The organism is uncultured Lactobacillus sp., assembly GCF_946477725.1.
Taxonomy (GTDB): Bacteria; Bacillota; Bacilli; order Lactobacillales; family Lactobacillaceae; genus Lactobacillus.
In genome coordinates this window covers 1-2,538 of sequence record NZ_CAMKZC010000052.1, presented here as the reverse complement: position 1 = coordinate 2,538, position 2,538 = coordinate 1, and the positions used below count along the sequence as shown (strand labels likewise).

At 34.1% G+C, this 2,538-nt stretch carries 2 protein-coding genes and 1 pseudogene; 2 read left to right on the top strand and 1 reads right to left on the bottom strand.

The genetic code is table 11. The features are described 5' to 3' along the window. Window positions 1–100 precede the first annotated feature (100 nt). Window positions 101–771 (bottom strand): annotated as a pseudogene (locus Q0R51_RS09025) (transposase); the annotation flags it as partial. Between the two features lie 288 nt (window positions 772–1,059). Between Q0R51_RS09025 and Q0R51_RS09020 the strand changes: the two are divergent. Then, complete coding sequence (locus Q0R51_RS09020) at window positions 1,060–1,533, top strand: Panacea domain-containing protein (RefSeq protein ID WP_294758291.1); 474 nt, start codon at window positions 1,060–1,062, stop codon at window positions 1,531–1,533. Beyond that, complete coding sequence (locus Q0R51_RS09015) at window positions 1,526–1,948, top strand: hypothetical protein (RefSeq protein WP_294758289.1); 423 nt, start codon at window positions 1,526–1,528, stop codon at window positions 1,946–1,948. The genes Q0R51_RS09020 and Q0R51_RS09015 overlap by 8 nt, the downstream gene beginning before the upstream one ends. Window positions 1,949–2,538: the final 590 nt, after the last annotated feature.

The following is a 2,538-nucleotide window of genomic DNA, read 5'->3' as shown; positions in this document are numbered from 1 at the left end:
CTAAGGGTGTAGATCGGGTTATTCTGGTGCGAGAGTTCGAATCTCTCAGTCTCCGTAAATAAAAGCTCATAACAGTTGATGTTATGAGCTTTTTACGGTTCTTTTTTACCTTGTTTTCTGCCAATCTAATCCTGGTTAGCAGATTGTGGCAGTTGGCGTAGCCAAAAGCTGTGCGCTCAATTAGTTTAATCTTGCGCTTGCAGCCCTCTAAGCAGTCGTTGGAATAATTCAATGTTATCCCGTTAATTACTGCTTTCAGGTTATGCTTAAAAATTAACAGGGTTTGATGCATTTGCCAGTCAACTTCTTCTTTAGCATGAATCACTTCTTTAATTGCCTGCCGAGCTTTGGCAGCTAAAGCATCATAAAATGCAAGGTGTGGTCAACGCCTTTAAATTTGTTGAAGGCCAGATGCTCCGGCAAATAATCATAGTTGCTACTAAACTGATGCGAGCAAGAGCCCAGTACTCTTTGCACCGTATTGACAGAAACATTGTTTTCCTGGGCAATGCTGGTCATTGAGCGGTCTTCTGTTAAAGCACTGAGAATTTTGAGCTTAGAATGCTGGGAAATACAGCAGTATTTGCCTACCAGGTCAGATTGAGCCATTGAGCGTTTATTGCAGGTGCGACACCAGACTCTCTGCTTAAAAAGTCTAATAATGACTGGCTGACTGGCATTGGCAGCAGGATAGCGGATTTCGGTTTTCAAGCGGCAGAAATAATCTTCAAAAACAATGTTCTGATCTTTAATATCAAGCGCAAATTTAATATATTATTAAGAGAGGATATAATTCAAACCTTCTAAAAATATTGAGTGGTGTTAATATTTATTACAAGAAGCGAGAGGAAGATGTCCTCCTTTTTTATGCAATAAAAAACCTATTAACAGCTTACCACATGGATAAGTCATCAACAGGATAAATTATAGAGCCTAAATAAGCCACTCAGATCAAGTTCTGGGTAGCTTATTTTTGTTATTTTTTGATAAATTAGTTGACAGTAGTCAGCTCTATAGGTTTATAATGTGCATGATAAGTTAAGAAAGAGGTGAGTGACTATGATTAGTGAAGAAAAGATCGTTAATTGGCTTGCAGTTAAGTCTGACGTCAATGTTAAGATGTTTCCTGAGAGAGACGAACTTACCCAACTTAGACTGCAAAAGTTACTGTACTTCCTTCAAGGTACTTACTTGTCTTTATATGATGAAAAGCTATTTGATGATGATTTAGTTCATGCTGATTATGGTCCGCTTGCTGTAAAGGCACATGCTAAATATGAGGGACAGAGGAATTTGAATTCTCTGATTAATTGGGAACAAGCCTTAAAAGATTTTTCTGAACTGAATAATATTCCAAAAGTAAGTTTAGTTTTAAATTCTGTATTTAACAAATATGCAGATGTTAGTACAAGTACATTAGTTGACATTACTCATCATCAAAAACCGTGGAATAGCGTAAAGAGTGGTGAAGAAATTTCACCAAAAGTTTTAAAAGAGTTTTTTGATAGTATTGTAGTACAGGCGAATGCATAACAAAGATATAATTAAGATTTCAGATACATTTTTGGAGAAGTTAACATTTAACTTCTCTTTTATTAGTAAAAATTATTCAGTAGATTATAAAAATCTTGATAAAAGTAATGCTAGGAACGTTTTAAAAAAACTTGTTAAGGCTTCTAGTGTCGATTATGAAGTTTTGCTTGAACAAGAAAATATAGAATACATACCAAAAAAAGAAATGCGGGAAGATATGATGCCCATACCTCCTGAATTTAAAAGAACTGGTAGATATGATAAGTGTTCAACTAATTATGTAGTTATAAAAGGGTCCGACCTAAGAATAATAGGAAAAATTAACCCGATTTCGAAAATATTTTATATCTTAGCAATAGATGTAAATTTTGAATTGTACGATCATGGAAACCATAAAGGGGCTCATCGCTCTTAGATTTAGATAAAGCCACTTAGACATTTGATATCTAAGTGGCTTATTTTTGTGCAATAAAAAGATTCCCAAATCGGAGCCACCATAAGTAAAAAGGCTAGACAAAAAGATACAGTCTGACATTGTGGGCTTGGTAAGAAGGTCTAATAAAGATAAGATTGTTATTGGCGAGACTGAAATAGAGCAAAGTAATATTCACAACATTCGAATTAATTAATATTTGGCGATGTTCGCTAACTTCATATTAATACTTTTCACTGTCTTAAAAATTATTGCAAATTACTAATATTTAAAGAAATCAATTTTACAATACCTGTCAAATTTTAATTGTTCTAGGCTGTGTAACCTGATTCGTGATAAAAAAGTTTTACGCTAAAATTGTTCAACTTTTTGCACAAAACTCTTGCAAGATGAATCATAATCCTGTATTATTAATAACGTTGTGATTCAAGAACTTAAAGGATTTACAGAAGCAACAAAATAAAAAAATAGTTGACTTTTAGTAATAAGTTCGGTATTATAATTAAGCGTCTTGTGACGTAAGAACGATAAATATGACCCGTTGGTCAAGTGGTTAAGACATCGCCCTTTCA

Coding starts and splice junctions, on each gene's coding strand:
- Q0R51_RS09020 (WP_294758291.1), top strand. CDS start 1,060: ATGATTAGTGAAGAAAAGATCGTTAATTGGCTTGCAGTTAAGTCTGAC.
- Q0R51_RS09015 (WP_294758289.1), top strand. CDS start 1,526: ATGCATAACAAAGATATAATTAAGATTTCAGATACATTTTTGGAGAAG.